The organism is Pilosibacter sp. NGB245 (assembly GCF_057397225.1).
Genome location: NZ_CM171584.1, coordinates 2946277 through 2962500, shown reverse-complemented (window position 1 = coordinate 2962500; position 16224 = coordinate 2946277). Strand labels below are relative to the sequence as shown.

12 protein-coding genes, 1 tRNA gene and 1 rRNA gene (1 of these 14 only partly in view) are annotated in these 16224 nt (G+C 44.5%); 12 read left to right on the top strand and 2 right to left on the bottom strand.

What is annotated here, in order from left to right; all coding sequences use genetic code 11:
• From ACXMYH_RS13245 to ACXMYH_RS13205, 9 genes are all read left to right on the top strand, one after another.
• Positions 1–800 (top strand): 23S ribosomal RNA (locus ACXMYH_RS13245); it begins 2087 nt to the left of the window's first position.
• A 66-nt stretch (positions 801–866) separates the two neighbouring features.
• Positions 867–938, top strand: a tRNA-Gly gene (locus ACXMYH_RS13240).
• A gap of 457 nt (positions 939–1395) precedes the next feature.
• On the top strand, positions 1396–2715 hold the full coding sequence (locus tag ACXMYH_RS13235) for an ATP-binding protein (protein WP_117471125.1): 1320 nt from the start codon (positions 1396–1398) through the stop codon (positions 2713–2715).
• A gap of 281 nt (positions 2716–2996) precedes the next feature.
• Positions 2997–3740 carry a LytTR family transcriptional regulator DNA-binding domain-containing protein gene (locus ACXMYH_RS13230; protein ID WP_486555048.1) on the top strand — a complete coding sequence of 248 codons (744 nt, stop codon included), beginning with the start codon at positions 2997–2999 and terminating at the stop codon, positions 3738–3740.
• A 336-nt stretch (positions 3741–4076) separates the two neighbouring features.
• Positions 4077–4565: a hypothetical protein gene (locus tag ACXMYH_RS13225; RefSeq protein WP_486555047.1), complete on the top strand. Its 489-nt coding sequence runs from the start codon at positions 4077–4079 to the stop codon at positions 4563–4565.
• Positions 4566–4591: 26 nt separating this feature from the next.
• Positions 4592–5899, top strand: a complete 1308-nt coding sequence (locus tag ACXMYH_RS13220; RefSeq protein WP_486555046.1) for an MBG domain-containing protein — start codon at positions 4592–4594, stop codon at positions 5897–5899.
• 191 nt (positions 5900–6090) lie between these two features.
• Entirely contained in the window at positions 6091–7623 is a 1533-nt protein-coding gene (locus ACXMYH_RS13215) for a sodium/proline symporter (RefSeq protein WP_486555045.1), read from the top strand.
• Positions 7624–7788: 165 nt separating this feature from the next.
• Positions 7789–8982 (top strand): M20 family metallopeptidase, encoded by a 1194-nt coding sequence (locus ACXMYH_RS13210; RefSeq protein ID WP_329752656.1) that lies wholly within the window; start codon positions 7789–7791, stop codon positions 8980–8982.
• 17 nt (positions 8983–8999) lie between these two features.
• Positions 9000–9938: a 2-dehydropantoate 2-reductase gene (locus ACXMYH_RS13205; RefSeq protein ID WP_329752655.1), complete on the top strand. Its 939-nt coding sequence runs from the start codon at positions 9000–9002 to the stop codon at positions 9936–9938.
• 275 nt (positions 9939–10213) lie between these two features.
• Here ACXMYH_RS13205 and ACXMYH_RS13200 read toward each other — a convergent pair whose 3' ends face one another.
• Complete coding sequence (locus ACXMYH_RS13200) at positions 10214–11140, bottom strand: LysR family transcriptional regulator (protein ID WP_486555044.1); 927 nt, start codon at positions 11138–11140, stop codon at positions 10214–10216.
• A gap of 142 nt (positions 11141–11282) precedes the next feature.
• Between ACXMYH_RS13200 and ACXMYH_RS13195 the strand changes: the two genes are divergently transcribed.
• The 3 genes from ACXMYH_RS13195 (at position 11283) to ACXMYH_RS13185 (ending at position 14520) form a co-directional block, all read left to right on the top strand.
• Entirely contained in the window at positions 11283–12671 is a 1389-nt protein-coding gene (locus ACXMYH_RS13195; protein ID WP_329752653.1) for a sodium:solute symporter family protein, read from the top strand.
• Between the two features lie 140 nt (positions 12672–12811).
• Complete coding sequence (locus tag ACXMYH_RS13190) at positions 12812–13627, top strand: L-2-amino-thiazoline-4-carboxylic acid hydrolase (RefSeq protein WP_329752652.1); 816 nt, start codon at positions 12812–12814, stop codon at positions 13625–13627.
• Positions 13628–13629: 2 nt separating this feature from the next.
• On the top strand, positions 13630–14520 hold the full coding sequence (locus tag ACXMYH_RS13185; protein ID WP_329752651.1) for an L-2-amino-thiazoline-4-carboxylic acid hydrolase: 891 nt from the start codon (positions 13630–13632) through the stop codon (positions 14518–14520).
• 156 nt (positions 14521–14676) lie between these two features.
• On the opposite strand, the gene ACXMYH_RS13180 is transcribed toward ACXMYH_RS13185, so the two are convergent.
• Entirely contained in the window at positions 14677–16161 is a 1485-nt protein-coding gene (locus tag ACXMYH_RS13180) for a sensor histidine kinase (RefSeq protein WP_486555043.1), read from the bottom strand.
• Positions 16162–16224: the final 63 nt, after the last annotated feature.

The following is a 16224-nucleotide window of genomic DNA, read 5'->3' as shown; positions in this document are numbered from 1 at the left end:
CGGTAATGCATGCACAGGATAGGTGGGAGGCTACGAGTACGGAACTTTGGTTTCGTATGAGCCGCTGTTGGGATACCACCCTTGCGTTACTGGGTTTCTAACCATGGTCCATGATCTGGATCGGGGACAATGTCAGGTGGGGAGTTTGACTGGGGCGGTCGCCTCCGAAAGGGTATCGGAGGCGCTCAAAGGTTCCCTCAGAATGGTTGGAAACCATTCGAAGAGTGCAAAGGCAGAAGGGAGCTTGACTGCGAGACCGACGGGTCGAGCAGGTAGGAAACTAGGACTTAGTGATCCGGTGGTATGAAAGTGGGATTGCCATCGCTCAACGGATAAAAGCTACCCTGGGGATAACAGGCTTATCACTCCCAAGAGTTCACATCGACGGAGTGGTTTGGCACCTCGATGTCGGCTCATCGCATCCTGGGGCTGAAGTAGGTCCCAAGGGTTGGGCTGTTCGCCCATTAAAGCGGTACGCGAGCTGGGTTCAGAACGTCGTGAGACAGTTCGGTCCCTATCCGGCGCAGGCGGAGGATATTTGAGAGGAGCTGTCCTTAGTACGAGAGGACCGGGATGGACGGACCGCTGGTGTACCGGTTGAGCTGCTAAGCTCATGGCCGGGTAGCCAAGTCTGGCAGGGATAAACGCTGAAGGCATCTAAGCGTGAAGCCCCCCTCAAGATGAGATATCCCATTCGAAAGAAGTAAGACCCCTTGAAGACGACGAGGTAGATAGGGCAGAGGTGGAAGTGCAGTAATGTACGGAGCTGACTGTTACTAATCGGTCGAGGGCTTATCCAGGAAGGTCAAGTGGAGATTCAAAGGTTGATGATGTTCAATATGTGGTTTTGAAGGTATGTTACCTATGCACGAGTGGCTCAGTGGTGGAGTATCGCCTTGCCAAGGCGAGGGTCGCGGGTTCGAATCCCGTCTCGTGCTCGCTTTTTGAGGATATCCAGTGTGGGTATCCTCTTTTTTTGTGGAAAAAGAGTTTGCGATGCAGATGAAGTGTGGATAAGTAACTAAAATGAAAGGATCATCAAGTGGACAGCAGGTTTCTTGAGTGTTCGAGCCCTGCCGGGTTTGAACGGTTCGAATGTCTACGCTCCGCTCCGGTCGTCGCAGGCGAACGTCCCCCGGACGTTCGCCTGCGACGCCTCGTGCTCTTTTTTATAAGGATATCCAGTGTGGATGTCCTTTTTTTGTGAAAAAATCATTTACCAGCGGTGTCTATTATAAAAAGTTGCTTGAAAAAGTTTGCACTTTATCGAAAAAGTCACTTGAAAAAGTTTATATTTTGTCAAAAAGTCGTTTAAAAAAGTTTGTTATATCTTATATAACTCCCTTGAAAAAATGAATATTCCGTTGTACTCTATAGAAAAGAGGTGAAATCATTATGCTGAAAAGAAAAATTGAAAAAAAATTAATCGCTTGGAAAAACACAGAAAATCGAAAACCATTGATTATTAAGGGGTGCAGGCAATGTGGCAAAACATTTTCTGTTCTTGATTTCGCAAAGAAAAATTATAAAAATGTTGTGTATTTGAATTTTTTTGAAAATCCAGACTATGTTGCTGTATTCTCAGGCTCTCTGGAAGTAGATACGATTGTTATGATGCTCTCGGCCTTACTTGGTAAGGAAGCAGTCTTTGAAAGTGGCAATACTGTTTTAGTCCTGGATGAAATTCAGGAGTGCCCAGAAGCTCGAACAGCTTTGAAATTTTTTCGCATGGATGGGCGTTACGATGTGATAGGTACGGGATCACTTTTGGGTGTAAAAGGATATGGAAAAGAACCAAAATCGGTCCCAGTTGGGTCGGAAACGGTAATTGATATGTATCCACTGGATTTTGAAGAATTCCTGTGGGCAAATGGAATTGAAACTCCGGTGATTGAACTGTTGAAAACATGTTTGCAGAATGAAAAAACAGTTCCGGAAGCATTGCACAAGCGTATGAAACAGTTGCTCTTGCAGTATACAGTTGTTGGCGGCATGCCGGATGTGGTACAGACATTTGTAAGCACAAAACAGATGGACGAAGTTCTACAGATTCAACGAGATATTGTTCGGTCATATGAAGATGATATGATAAAATACGCAGAAAAAAAAGATAAATCAAGGATCAAAGAATGTTTTCAGTCTATTCCTAAACAACTCAGTAAAGAAAATAAGAAATTTCAGTATTCAATTGTCAAAAAGGGATCTACCGCTTCAAAGTATGCTGGAAGCTTGCAATGGATCGAGGATGCAGGTATTATTGTGCGCTGTTATAATCTTAGTATTACGGAACTGCCTTTAGACGGAAATGCAGAAGAAAATACATTTAAAGTGTATATGCGCGATTGTGGTCTGTTTGTCAGCATGTTGGAGGATGGTACGCAATACGATATTCTTCAAGGAAATCTTCATGCTTATAAAGGAGCAGTTTTCGAAAATCTGATTGCTGATATTTTCAGTAAAATGGGAAGAAAACTTTACTATTTCCATAAAGACAGTGGACTTGAGGTGGATTTTGTGATCCGTTATAAAGGTGAATGCACATTGGTAGAGGTAAAAGCATCTACAGGTAATACAAAAAGCACCAGAACAATCCTGAATCATCCTGAAAAATACCATGTCAGTCATGCAATCAAACTTGGAGACTATAATGTTGGACGTGCGGAACAGATACTTACACTTCCACTCTATATGGCATTTTTGCTAAAAGAAATATAAAAGTGTGCATCTTTTTCAGGGAGCTACGTAGCACTGACTTTATCTAGATATTATACTTCGCAATATATCAAAATAAAGCTGATATATTGCGAAGTGATTGTCTCATCATTCTGCTATTCGATCTGTTTACTTCTCCTTTTATGTCTTTCTGTGTTTGGGAATCTCAAAAATCCAAATTTCGACATCTTGTGCAGGTAGAATTGATTCTGCTGTGAAATCCACTTATAATTTCAGATATAAAAGCTTCAATAAAATATAAAATCTTACGGAGGAACTGTTTCATGCCAGAAGAAAGATACATAACGATCGTCTCGGCGAGGAAAACGATCGCTTTAAGAGTGAGTACGATCTTATATGTTCTGATGAATGGAAAATACGCAAATATCCATGTGCTGGGAGACCAGGTGTATCGGACGACGATGACGCTTGGGGAGATCGAGGAGAAGATCGGGGACGGATTTTTGCGGGTGCATCGCGGCTGCCTTGTGGCTGTCATGGCAATTCACAACGTCACGGATACCATCAATCTCAGTAATGGGGAATCTCTGGGGTATACGGCCCGTAAGAAAGGGGAGATCATGAAAACACTCCGGAATGTCCAGCAGGGCATGATCCGGGAATTTCAGAATCATGGGGTCCCGATGACGAATGATGAGTACCATAACTATTACCGCAGTTTCGATCAACTCCCATTCGCATTTACGGATATCGAGATGGTATTTGATGAGGAGAAACGAGCAGTTGACTGGATCTTCCGCTATGGAAATCCGGAACTTGCGAGGCTGGAAAAACTGCCGTTAGACCGGCTGATTGGAAATTCATTCGGAAGTCTTTTCAGCAATATGGATTCCAAATGGCTTCGAAGCTATGAACGGGCCGTCCTTTACGGGGAGAAACTGGAGCTCATCGACTACAGCCCGGAAATCGATGCGAATCTGAAGGTCACATGCTTCCCGACTTTTCCGGGGCACTGCGGCTGCATCCTGTTCAATATTTCGGAGATCGAATTTGTGAACAGCAGATAGCAGCTATTCGTTCCTGTTGCAAGTCTATTCGTTCCAAGTCTATTGATTGGCAAATGAAAAATAGTAGAATAAAGTCTGATATTTGAGCTGGTGAAAAGTTCGATATATTAGGAAAAAAGTCTTATGATGACAACACAAAGGAGATGGCAGTATGAGAAAACGACTTCAAAGAGCAGCCGCGATCGGAATGGCGGCAATTCTATGTATACAGAATGCGTAGTTCGGTCTGACAACATTTGCGGATGAGCTTTCCGACTTCGCGAGGATGGAAGGAATTATGAATGCACAGGCAATGCGCATGACACCGGCAAATGCTGTTAAAAATTTGTCAGGGGGGTGCTTGCTGAGGATAGTGATAAAGGAGAAAACGGAGAGATAAAAGAAAATCTGGATGGAAGCAGAGTCTACGATGGAACTTCTGTGGATCTCACACCATCGACAGATGGAGACGGTGCAAGAAGTTATATCGTTGAAAATACAGAGACGGGTGATGTTCTGACAACGGATCCGGTCAATGTGGGAACCTATAAGGCTACGTATTCGGTCGCAGAGGGAACCAATTATCAGGCAGGTTTAATTTCGTATGAATTTGCAATCACAGAAGCCGAGATGAAAAACGTCACGGCAAATGGATATGAAGGAATCTATGATGGTCATTCACATGTGATTGAGGTTTCTGTACAGGATGAGCTTGTAAAAGATGAGGTGGTAGAATACGGACTGGAGCCGGATACTTATACCGGAACAGATGCACCGGAACTTATACGGTTTACTATCAGATCACAGCACCGAACTACAAACCTTACACAGGAAGCGCGATTGTAACGATCACGCAGAAAGAGATTCAGGTTGTGACAGCAGATCAGGAGACAACCTATCTGGAAGATGCTCCGAAGTTTACCGTTGATTCGGTAAAGGGCATGGTAGGAGAAGAAACTCTTGAAAATCAGCATGCTGTTTTATCATTTGTGACTGCATATACAAAAGGCTATGATGTCGGGGAGTATGTGGTTCAGGCAGTTGTAGATGGTCTGAAGAACTATAAGGTAGAGGTTGTACCGGGTACATTGAAAGTACAGCGCAGAACCCCGGTCTTCACCGATTCCGCAAATCTGTACACAACTCGTGTCTATGACGGAAAAGCTGTGGATCTGACTCCGGCAACGGACGGGAACGGTACGATGAGCCGCGTGATCACGAACCGGGAGACGAATGAGGTCTTAACGTCTGATCCGGTCGATGTGGGAGAGTACCGTGTGGTTTACAGTGTTTCGGAAGGAAAGAATTACACGGAGGGAAGTGTTTCCTACGACTTTGCGATCACACAGGCTCCGCTTGTGATCACTGCAGAGGATAAGAACGTTGTATTCGGAGTAAAAGCACCGGAGTATACAGTTGTTTATGATGGATTTGTAAACAGCGAGACGGAAGCGGTTCTTACCGGAACTCTGGTTGTAACCTGCGATTACACAGAGGAAAGCCGTGAGTATACTTACGAGATCGTTCCGTCCGGACTTTCTGCAAAGAATTATGCGATCACCTGGAAGAATGGCGTTCTGACAGCACGCTATCCGGAGAGTGACAGTGACGATTATGAGGAAACTTCCAAACCGGCGAACAGCAAGATGCCGAAATCCGGAACCAACAATCCGGGACAGGGAGCGACCGCGAAGGATGCGAAAAAAGGCTATGTGAATGAAAATTCCGGTATTGTTTCCGGAAAGACACTTACCGAAGAGATGTTAAAGAATGACAACGGAAGCCTGAATGATGGCTACAGTCACTGGATACAGACAAACGCAGGCTGGTGGTTCCGTTACGCAGACGGAAGTTATCCGAAGGCAGCGGGAGCAGTAAATTCCGGATCCGGCAATTCTTCGGCAGCTCAGAGTTATGAGTGGATTCAGATCGATGGAAACTGGTGGGTATTTGATACAGATGGCTATCTGGCTACCGGATGGATCTTTGATCCGGTTTACGGAAACTGGTTCTATATCGATGTCAACACCGGTATGAAGACGGGCTGGGTTCTGATTGACGGAAAGTGGTATTACTTTAATCCGTTTTCCGACGGAACAAGAGGAATCATGTTCGCGAACCGCATGACACCGGACGGCTGGTTTGTCCGGGAGGACGGAAGCTGGGATGAGAAGCGGTAAGGATACCGAGATCAGGATCTTATGAAAACTGAACAAAGGCAGGAAAAGGTCGGCACGGGAAATGTGCCGACCTTTTTTCGGATACAAATCCCTGGAAAACACTTGCAATCCGGCCATTTTCTGCTATACTAAACTACATTAACGCTTTATTAAACTAATATAGCAGACTAAAATGAGAGGAAGTATGAAAAATGAATGGAGCAATCATCGGTGTTTTTCTTGTGATCATTGCCTATCTGGTGATGATGCTGGCAATCGGTTTCTTCTATTCTAAAGGAAACAATGACTCCAGCGATTTCTATCTTGGCGGAAGAAAATTAGGACCTTTTGTGACTGCAATGAGTGCGGAGGCATCGGATATGAGCAGCTGGCTGCTGATGGGATTACCGGGAGTGGCTTATCTCAGCGGTATCTGTGACGCATCCTGGACTGCGATCGGACTTGCCATCGGTACCTATTTAAACTGGCTGATCGTGGCGAAACGCATCAGGAGATACAGCGCAAAGACGAATTCGATCACACTGCCGGATTTTTTTGCAAACAGGTATCGCGATGACTCGAAACTGTTATTGGGAATTTCCGCAATTTTTATTATTATCTTTTTTGTCCCGTATACAGCGTCCGGATTCGCGGCATGTGGAAAACTGTTCTCCACATTATTCGGAATTCCGTATACGGCGGCTATGCTGATCAGTGCTGTCGTTATTGTCGGTTACACAGCACTCGGTGGATTTATGGCGGCGAGCTTTACGGATCTGATCCAGAGTATTGTTATGACGATCGCCCTGATCCTTGTGGTATGTTTCGGCGTATCCATGAGCGGAGGAGTTCAGAATGTTCTTGAAAATGCGAAAGAATTGCCGGGCTTTTTATCATTAACAGCTACATATAACAGCGAGGCAGGAACCGCTTCCTCTTATGGAACCATAACAACCGTCTCTACTCTTGCCTGGGGGCTTGGTTATTTTGGAGTTCCGCATGTGCTTCTCCGCTTTATGGCGACGGAAAGCGAGGAGAATATATCACTTTCCAGACGGATCGCGACGGTATGGGTCGTAATCTCTATGGCAGTTGCGATCTTTATCGGCGTTGTCGGTTACAGCCTCTCAAAGAATGGCGTGATGGCAGAGTTAAAGGGATCCGCTTCGGAGACGATCATCATTCAGGTTGCGACACTCTTAAGCCAGCATGGATTCCTCGCGATCGTGGGTGCGGGAATCACACTTGCCGGAATCTTAGCCTGCACGATGTCTACCGCAGATTCCCAGCTTCTTGCTGCATCTTCCGCTGTTTCTGAGAACCTGTTAAAGGGGATGTTTGGCGTAAACCTTACGGAGAAGAGAACGATCCATGTTGCCCGGGCGACGGTTCTCTTTATCGCAGTGATCGCAGTATTTTTGGCGGGAAATCCGGACAGCTCCGTATTTGGAATCGTGTCCTTTGCGTGGGCTGGATTTGGCGCTGTATTCGGACCGGTGGTCCTTGCGGCATTATTCTGGAAACGTTCCAACAGGAACGGTGCTCTTGTCGGCATGATTGCAGGCGGAGTCATGGTATTTGTATGGAAATACTGCGTTCGTCCGTTAGGCGGTGCATGGAATGTGTATGAGCTTCTTCCGGCGTTTATCATTGCAATGCTCTGTCTGATTGTTGTCAGCCTTGCGACCGGTGAGCCGTCAAAGGAGATCCAGGAGGAGTTTGAGGAAGTAAGAGTAGGAAAATAATTGCCGGAACAGATCGGTGAAATCGGAAGAAAAGACTGGAAAATTTAGGCGAAAAGAACTATAATACGCATTAAGAGACCTGACAAGTAGGTTTTTGTCAGGTCTTTTTCCTTATAAGAATATTGCAGTGAATTTATGGGATAAAAGAAAAGGAGATTGTGGATAATGGACGAATTACAGAAGAAAATTGTGGATTATGTAGAGGCAAACGGCAAGACATATCAGCAGATCGCTTTGGAGATCCATGAGAAGCCGGAGGTCAGCAATTATGAGTTTTTCGCTTCCAAACGTCTTGCAGATCAGATTAAGAGCGTGGGATTCGAGGTAGAGATGCCGGCAGCTGGTCACAGAACCGGTTTTGCGGCGAGCTATAAATCCGGGAAACCCGGTCCGGTCATGGTTTTCCTTGCGGAGTACGATGCCCTTGTAGGACTTGGACATGGCTGTGGACATAACCTGTTTGGAGCAACTTCTTCTCTGGCGGCTGCGGCGTTAAAGAGCGTGATCGATGAGGTCGGCGGTGAGGTACGTCTCTACGGAACTCCTGGCGAGGAAGGCGGAGAGAATGGAAGTGCAAAGGGAAGTTTCGTCCGTGAGGGCTACTTTAAGGACGTCGATGCGGCACTTTCCGCACATCCGGGCGTTGGCCATCAGCTTACCTCAAAGACACTAGGCTGCGTACCGATCGATATCGAGTTCTGGGGCAAGGCATCCCACGCGGCTGCGGCACCGGAACAGGGAATCAATGCTTTAGACGCATTGATCCAGACATACAATTCCATCAATGCCCTGCGCCAGCATTTAAGCGATGATGTGCGTATCCACGGAATCATCGTAAACGGTGGACAGGCGCCGAACACAGTACCGGATTATGCGGCAGCAAAATTTTATCTGAGAGCGGCTGCATCCAGCACTTTAAAGGATGTGTACGCGAAGGTAGAGCGGATCGTGGAAGCTTCCGCAATGGCAATGGGCGCAAAGGGCAGCATGAAGCCGTATCAGAACTGGGTAGAGAATATGGTGCCGACTCCGTCCTTTGATGCAGTTTATGAGAAGAACCTGAAACTGTTCGGCGAGACAGCGAAACCGGCAGGAGACCGCATGATGGGATCCACCGACATCGGAAATGTTTCCCAGGTTGTTCCGGCGATCCAGCCGACCATCAATATCAGCGATGAGCCGATCAAGGGCCACAGCAAGGAAATGGTTGCTGCGGCATGCTCACAGAAGGGACTGGATTCGATTCTTCTTGGCGCGAAGGTGCTTGCATTTACAGCGTTGGATCTGATCCGCGAGCCGGAAACATTAAAGAAGATCAAAGAAGAACATGCCTATGAGGTAGAGCATCAGGCAGACTGATCGAGGAGAAAAATATTATGAAATATCTGATCATCGGTGCAGGAGGCACCGGAGGAATTCTTGGTGCCTATATGACAAAGGCGGGAAAAAACGTGACGCTGATTGCGAGAAATGCTCATCTTGCCGCTATGAAGGAACATGGACTTACCGTCCGCCATCTCTGGGATGAAACTGTGGAGACGATCCCAGTGCAGGCGGAAAATATGGAATCTTATGAGAAAAAGATCGAGACAGCAGGGGAGGAAGAAAAGCCGGATGTGATCCTCGTGTGTGTCAAGGGATATTCCCTGGACAGCACGGTACCTTTTATCCGGAAGATCGCAAAGAAGAGCACGATCGTGATCCCGATCCTCAACATCTACGGAACAGGTAGGCGTCTTCAGGAAAAACTGCCGGGAATTCTTGTGACGGATGGATGTATCTATGTGTCCGCCAACATCGAAGGCCCGGGTGCCCTTGTGCAGCACGGAAAGATCCTGCGGGTCGTATTCGGCGTCCGGGAAAAGAGCGAGTTTCGGGAAGAACTTAAGGAAATCGCGAAGGACTTCAACGATAGCGGAATCTCCGGGGAACTTTCCGAAAATATCCGCCGGGATGCCCTGGAAAAATTCTCCTATGTATCCCCGATCGGTGCTGCAGGCCTTTACTATCATGCCACAGCGGCAGATTTTCAGAGAGAGGGCGAGGAGCGCGAGGCGTTCAAGGCGATGATCCGCGAGATCATGGTGTTGGCGGAGGCGATGGGGGTTCCGTTTGAGAGAGACTATGTGAAAGTCAACCTTGAGATCTTATCCCATCTCGCACCGGAGTCCACGACATCCATGCAGAGAGATGTGATGGAAGGAAAGCAGTCAGAGATCGATGGGCTCGTATATGAGGTGGTCCGCATGGGCGAGAAGTACCATGTTCCGATGCCGGTGTATAAGAAGATTGCGGATGAGCTGAAAGAAAGATAAAGAATACTTGCAAAAGGCGGATGAGTTGAAAGAAAAATAACAGAAATTCAAAAGCGAATAGAATCGTATAAAAATACTGCGTGCAGATTAATTTTGCAGGCAGCATTTTTTTGCGTGTGCCTTGCGGCGCACGTTTCTAAGTATGATGAACTTACCGCCAGTCTGCGTTGAAAGTCCACAAGGGGTGTTGCGATTGCCGACACCCCCAAAGTTTATATCGTGAGACATAGTATTGTTATCGATAAAAGTCATAACTGTTATTGAAAAAATGATAATTACAATTCTTGAAACATCCAAGTTAATTCTTTAATGAACTCTTTGGCAATAGGAGAAAGCGTATAGTCTTCATGTCGGATCCAGCCAATTTCAGAAGTAATTGTGCATCCATCAATTAGAAAAGAACGTAAATTTTTGGGAGTTTCTATTTTCCGGTAGCCCTGTTTTAAATCAGAAGACACATAATAAGCATCTGTATGTTCAAGAGTATCATAAATAATAGCACGGGATCCAGCAATAATACGATTTTTGTTTTCTGGGATTCCTAAGCGGGAAAAAATATCAGAAAATGGTCCGGAATGTAAATTAGGGTGAACAACCATAGGATAATCTGCCAGCACAGATGCGGGAATAGAATCTTTTTTTTGATAGAATAATGGATTGCCGCACCCAACCATAATACATATGTTAACTGTGGTTAAAGGAGTAAATAAAATTTTTTTGGCAAAAAACTGGCGCATGTAAATTTGCTTATAACAATCCCAAATGCGTACAATTCCTATTTCAACTTGCTGATTAGAGACATGCTCAATGGTCTCATCCCCAATTCCGTCATAATGATATATATGAATACCAAGAGAGCGGTAATGCTGATATAATTTTGCGCAAATAGGAGCGATAAAACGAAAACCATTGCTGGAAACAGAAAATGAAACTCTCTCATCAAATTTTTTTTGCTTACAGACCTGCTCTAATTGAGTCATTTGTGAGCATATTGGTGTGATATAAGAAATAAAATCACGTCCAAAAGAAGTTAACTGGATTCCTCGATTATTTCTGAAAAAGATGGATTGCCCAAGCTCTTCTTCTAAATTTTTTATGGAAGTGGAGAGTGTGGATTGAGAAAGAAACATTGTGTTAGCAGCCTGATTGAATGAACCACATTTCGCTACTTCTAAGACATATTTGAATTGTTCAAAAGTCATAGATTACCTCCAATATTTTGATAACTATAATCAAAATTTTAAATTAACAGTTTGTAATTGTCAAGTGATATACTTAATGCAGTGAAGAGGTCGACAGTCTTCGGATGTTACAGGAAATTACTGGCAAAGAAAGGAAAAGTGTATGGCAAGTGTTTTAGATTGGGCGTTGATTATTATTTATATGTTGTCTATGGTTGGCGTGGGTATGTATTTTAAAACAGATGACAGCATGCAGGACTTTGCGGTTGCAGACAAAAAACTGGGACTTTCTGTAATGACAGCGACTATGCTGGCGACTGCAGTTGGTGGGGGCGCATTAACCGGAAGTGTTGGTAATAGCTATATGAATGGAATTGTTGAAGTTCCGAAAATTATTATTTTGCTTTGCATCAACTTATTTATGGGACTATTTGTAGCAAAGAAGATGAGAAATATCGGAGGCTTTACAGCACCGGAAATGTTGGGAAGAGTATATGGAAAAAAGTGTCAGACACTGGGCGGTCTGTTTTGCGCAATATATATGATGGGAACAGGACCAGCTATGCAGTCGATTGCGCTTGGTACATGTATTCACCTGCTGCTCGGTGTAAATATGAAAGTTGGAATGATTATTGGTATGGCAATTATTTTGGCATATACGCTTTCAAGTGGAATGTGGGGAGTTGCAATGACTGATTATGTTCAGTTTATTTTCCTTGCAGGAGGTGTTTTACTTGCTACAGCTATGGTATATAGCGGAGCAGGTGGTTGGTCAGGAATTACATCATCAGTTCCCGCAGAACATTTACAGTTAGATACATCTGGAGCCATTAAATTGATTTGTGCCACATCACTTCCCGTTCTCATTGATGGAAACAGATATTCAAGATTCTTTTCTGCGAAAGATGCCAAAACAGCTCAGATCAGTACACTTATTGCTGCAGTTCCACAATGTCTTCTGTTAGTTATGTCTTTAGTAATGGGATTGGCTGCGGTCGTTTTACTGCCAGCAGATCTTCCAAAGGATATGGTATTTGCAACATTATTGATGCAGTATCTTCCAACAGGAATTAAAGGACTTTGCATTGCAGCACTGATGGCGGCGATTATGTCTACTGCAGATTCGTATATGTTATCAGGAGCAACTAATATTTCTGTGGATATTTATAAAACTTATATTAATCCAAAAGCAACGGATAAACAAATGGTGATCGTTACCAAAGTGGGTATTTTAGCAGTCGGTCTTCTCGGATTGGGTTTTGCGTTACTTCTTCCGGATGTAATGTCGGTCTGGACTTTAAGTTCAACAGCATATGTAGGCGGATGTCTTGTTCCAATGTTATATGGAATTTTTGGAAGCGGGAAAAAATCTTATACAGGTGCTTTAATTTCTATGATTGGCGGCGGGGCAGTGGCCTTGATCTGTGATTTAAATAAAATCGTTATATTTGGATTACCGGCAATTGTCTATGGTATTATTGTGAGCGCAGTTTTGTTTTTTGGAATTACACCATTTGCAAAAGATGCCAAAATTGTAGATATCCGCAAGTAAGTTGAAGGAGGATGTAAATGGATATTTTAGTATATGGAAGTATTGTTATCATGGCAGGATTTGTGATCTGGATGATTTTCCAATTCATGAAGGAATGGCCTAATTATTCAAGGAAAAAGGGTAGAAAGGAAGAATAATCTATGAATTGTATACAGGAATTAGAGGCGCAGAATCTCCAGGATTCCTGGAGTATCCTATATTTTGGACTGGCAGAATATCTTCTAAATCAGTCAGAACAAGGTGAGGAGCTGGTGAGAAGTGCTGTCCGTACATATGGGGAACTAGTAGGAAATAGAGAGCGCGAACAGCAGAGAAAGAAAGGAATAAAAACAAATCTGCAAAATTTTTATATATGGCCACAGGTACGTTTTGAAGATCCAAGATTATTAGAAAAGCAGCAGAGGTTAAATGAGCAGGTAGCATTAACAGATGTGATCAGATGTCCATTTGCATCTAGTGCAAGAAGGTATGGAACAGAAAAAGTGGCAAAATTGTTTTGTGAAGAATTTACAGCGGCTTGCATCGGAGCATATACAGAAAATATTGCACAGGTCAATATTTCAGAAGTACTCACAGAAGATGAAAATAATCGTTGCAGAATAGCTTCTTACTTTAGACCTGCCAATTCTAATGACGATTATAAAATGCATTTTAATTCATTTGAAGAGCCTAAAACAGATGTATCGTGTGTGAACCAGACGATGAAGGAAGCTGTGAAAAAATGGAATATATGTGCGAGATTTATGGTACAGGCATTTTGCAAAGAGAATTCAGAACAGAAAGCAACAGAACTGACAGCATATAAAATTGCAGAGTTTCTAGAGTCAAGATCCAAAAGTATGGAGCAGACATTAGATTATAGTTTTGTAAAGCGGAACTGTGCGCTTTCAATAGATGAGTTTGTATATTTCCGAAAAAAACTGGAATGTTTGTTGAAATTAAAAGGGGAGGAGTAACCATGTATACAAATAATCAATTGGAAGTGATTCATCTTCAGGATAGTTATACAATTATGTATGCATTGCTCGCAAGAGAGATTATGAACGCTCTTGGAGAAAAGGGGGAACGAATCGTCCGCGAAGCAACGAGGCGATATGGCAAAGACCGTGGTCGAACTCGAAGAGAAAAGCACGAGGCACTGGGTGTAAAAATTAATATGCATAGTCTGTTTGCCGTATGCAGTGATCTGCCGTCAGATCCGAGATTTCGCAGGGATCGCTTGAAATTGACAGATGAAGAACGAAATTCACATACACTTGTTTGCCCGATGGCAGAAGTTTGGGATCAATATGATGCAAGAAGAATAGGAAGAATTTATTGTGAAGAATTTCATCGCGCATGCTATCAGGAATATGCATTTGGTCTGACTCAGGTTAATCTGGCACAGACCCTGACACAAGATGGGGATGGCTATTGCGATTTCCACGTTGTTTTGAGAAAGGCAAATGTTCCGTCCGACAAGAAAGCGAAGTGTTTTGCGGAATATGATCCAGGTTATAAGGTCCCTCAGATTGACGGTTCAGCTGCAGCAGGTAAATCGGGATTCTCTTCATTATGTGTAAGAGTTTACTATTATATGCTGGAAGTTTTATATGAGGAATGTCCAGATCAGGCGGTAAAAGTAATGACAAAGGCACTTCATGTATGGGCGGAGGATGCTGCAGAACATTTAATACAGGAGTCAACGGAAATGCATCAAAAGCTTAGCAGAGAATTTGCAGATAAACATTTTCCATTATATGTAAATATGGATGATGATCCACTGTGGAATAAGTATGACCGTTATGGTGCTAAAGAATTGTTGAAAACAGAATTTTATAAGAATTTTTTTGAAAGATTAGGAATTTAAAAAAAAGGACTGGCAAAAAGCATTACGGTGTTTTGCCAGTCCTTTTTGCCTCAGTGCTTTATTTTGTCACGAATATACCGCAAAAAGACAGAATATTTTAATGGTTGGGCAGTGCAGGCGTTTACATTATGAAGTCTGCAGACGGCGGGGATAAAACTAAGATTCCTGCGGAACATCGGCTTTTGTCACTTCAAACCAGAACACGGTTTCTTTTTCGTCGGAATCCACCCCATATTTCATTCCGTGGGCATTTAAGATCGTACTGACGATGGAGAGTCCGATCCCGGTACCCATGCGGCGGCCGCTCTGGTGCTGGCTTCGCTGGTAGCGCTCCCAGATGATCTTTTTGTCCTCCTCTGAGATCGGGGTGCCGGGATTCGTTACGGAAAGTCGGACAGTGTGATTAGCTTTGGTTTCCAGAGAGACGGTAATGGTATCGCCTTCCGGAGTATGATTGATGGCGTTGTAGAGAAGATTCCGGAGTACCTGACTGAGCTTTAACGGGTCGGCATATATAAAAACAGACTCTTTGGGAGCGTCAAAGCGAACCCGGATCCCGTAAGTCGCGGCGGCTGCCGCGCAGTGGGAGGTCTCGGATTCCGCCAACCCTGTGAAATCAAAGAATTCCGGACGGAGCCTGATATAGCCGGACTGAAGCTGGGAATAATCTAAAATATCATTTACCATCTCACTCATTCGGTTGGATTCCTCAATAATAAGGTCCAGATCTTCGTTTCTGGCCGCCTCATCTTTCCAGTGAATGTCCCGGACAAGTTCTGCATAGCCGGAGATCACGGAAAGTGGAGAGCGGAGCTCATGGGAAACATTAGCGATGACTTCCTTTCGAAGAACATCGACGCGGGCCAGGGCCTGGCCGAGAAGTCCGACAGATTCCGCCAGTTCGCCGAGCTCATCCTGGCGGTTTACATCGGCGCGGGCGGAAAAATCATTTTCTGCGAGCCGGTCCACCGTGTGTTTGATTGCAAAGATCGGCTTTGTGAAATATCCGGAGCCCACGGCGGCGAGGATGGACGCGGCGATGGTCAGGACCACGGTGAGAATGATCAGCTGCATCCGGTTGAATGTAAAGGCTGTATCGGTACGGATCATATTTTCAATCAGAAGATAGGCGTTCTCACCGGCGTAGGTGACAGGGATCCCAATATGGATATTGATTATATGGTGATCGCTTTTTAATACGTTCTGATAGATCTGGCGTGCCTTAACATTGGAAAACTCATCGGAATTTCTGATAAATTTCCAGATTCCGTATTCAGGCTCATTCTGAACACCGGCAAGGAGATGGCCATAGCTGTAAATATCGGTCAGATCTCCTGCATCGTCTACGAGAAAGATCGTTCCGTCGATCATCCGGCTCAAAAAAGGCAGAAGACGATCGTCTTCCGTCAGGTCCCGGTTTGTCAGGTCGCTCATAACCGGCTGCAGCTGTTTTAAGGAGTTGGACAGGGCTGTCTCCGCATAGGTGTGTTCGAAGAAAAAGACCTGTACGAACCACATACAGGCTGCGGTCAGGACAACAAGCCCCATCATCATGCCCCAGAGCTGAAACATCAGCCCGGGGCGTTTTTTTCTGTGAAGAGCTTTCAGCTCGGATTTTTTGGTTTCATTGATATTTTCCATAATTTTCCTTTATCGGTAATGTTTTTCAATTCCAGTCAGTATCTGAGGTGTGCCCGGCGGGAG

Coding starts and splice junctions, on each gene's coding strand:
- ACXMYH_RS13235 (WP_117471125.1), top strand. CDS start 1,396: ATGCTGAAAAGAAAAATTGAAAAAAAATTAATCGCTTGGAAAAACACA.
- ACXMYH_RS13230 (WP_486555048.1), top strand. CDS start 2,997: ATGCCAGAAGAAAGATACATAACGATCGTCTCGGCGAGGAAAACGATC.
- ACXMYH_RS13215 (WP_486555045.1), top strand. CDS start 6,091: ATGAATGGAGCAATCATCGGTGTTTTTCTTGTGATCATTGCCTATCTG.
- ACXMYH_RS13210 (WP_329752656.1), top strand. CDS start 7,789: ATGGACGAATTACAGAAGAAAATTGTGGATTATGTAGAGGCAAACGGC.
- ACXMYH_RS13205 (WP_329752655.1), top strand. CDS start 9,000: ATGAAATATCTGATCATCGGTGCAGGAGGCACCGGAGGAATTCTTGGT.
- ACXMYH_RS13200 (WP_486555044.1), bottom strand. CDS start 11,140: ATGACTTTTGAACAATTCAAATATGTCTTAGAAGTAGCGAAATGTGGT.
- ACXMYH_RS13195 (WP_329752653.1), top strand. CDS start 11,283: ATGGCAAGTGTTTTAGATTGGGCGTTGATTATTATTTATATGTTGTCT.
- ACXMYH_RS13190 (WP_329752652.1), top strand. CDS start 12,812: ATGAATTGTATACAGGAATTAGAGGCGCAGAATCTCCAGGATTCCTGG.
- ACXMYH_RS13185 (WP_329752651.1), top strand. CDS start 13,630: ATGTATACAAATAATCAATTGGAAGTGATTCATCTTCAGGATAGTTAT.
- ACXMYH_RS13180 (WP_486555043.1), bottom strand. CDS start 16,161: ATGGAAAATATCAATGAAACCAAAAAATCCGAGCTGAAAGCTCTTCAC.